The sequence below is a fragment of the Arcobacter sp. genome, assembly GCF_050300555.1.
Lineage (GTDB): Bacteria > Campylobacterota > Campylobacteria > Campylobacterales > Arcobacteraceae > Arcobacter.
Window position 1 is genome coordinate 1 of sequence record NZ_JBNKXY010000141.1, and the last position, 702, is coordinate 702.

Annotated in this window: 1 protein-coding gene; it reads right to left on the minus strand. The window is 44.0% G+C overall.

The annotated features are described in order from the left end of the window. Positions 1–78 precede the first annotated feature (78 nt). Complete coding sequence (locus tag ACQY5W_RS13155; RefSeq protein WP_428025430.1) at positions 79–240, minus strand: hypothetical protein; 162 nt, start codon at positions 238–240, stop codon at positions 79–81. Positions 241–702: the final 462 nt, after the last annotated feature.

Genomic DNA, 702 nt, shown 5'->3' on the forward strand with positions numbered 1-702 from the left:
AATGTCGTACTCCACACCGTCACTTGAGCCGCCTAATCCACCTCCACCTGAGATGCCTCCTGCACCCTCCACTCCCCCCTAAGCCACCTGCCCATCGGAGTCTCCACCTCCACCTCCACCTGAGTCATATGCTCCACCTCCCCCTGAGCCACCTGCTCCACCAGAGTCTCCACCTCCACCTCCACCTAAGTCATGTGCTCCACCTCCACCTAGTCGTGTGCTCCACGTGAGCCATCTCATCGCTGTGCAGCACCCCAAGAAGCTGCTCCTGTCACTGTCAAGAGGCCGTTGTGCCCTGCAAGGAAAAACATAAGAAATGTCAAATAAAACATAATAATGAATTGATATGATCAAGTGTAGATGAAAATGGAATTAAATTATACTATTACTACAAACAAGAAAGCGGATGTGTCTGACTGTGCCTACGAGGAGGAAGAAGAACCCTCGCCCTGCTTACATTTCCCTTTCCCTTTCATTTTAGACGAAAGATGGTGAAACATCTAGACATAATTAAAAAAGGGTTAGTATACAATTTTATAGGATAAAAATATTATATTATAACAATAATAAATAATTTACATATCAAAAGTCATCAGCATCAGAATCTGCTTCCATGACACATGCATCAAGTCGTTCACGTCTTTCTTATCTTTCAAGAAGACACTTTGATTTTCAAAGGCGTTTCTTTGAAGGACATGCTTC

Bases quoted from the DNA above. Each gene is read 5' to 3' on its own strand.
- ACQY5W_RS13155 (WP_428025430.1), bottom strand. From the start codon at position 240: ATGAGATGGCTCACGTGGAGCACACGACTAGGTGGAGGTGGAGCACAT.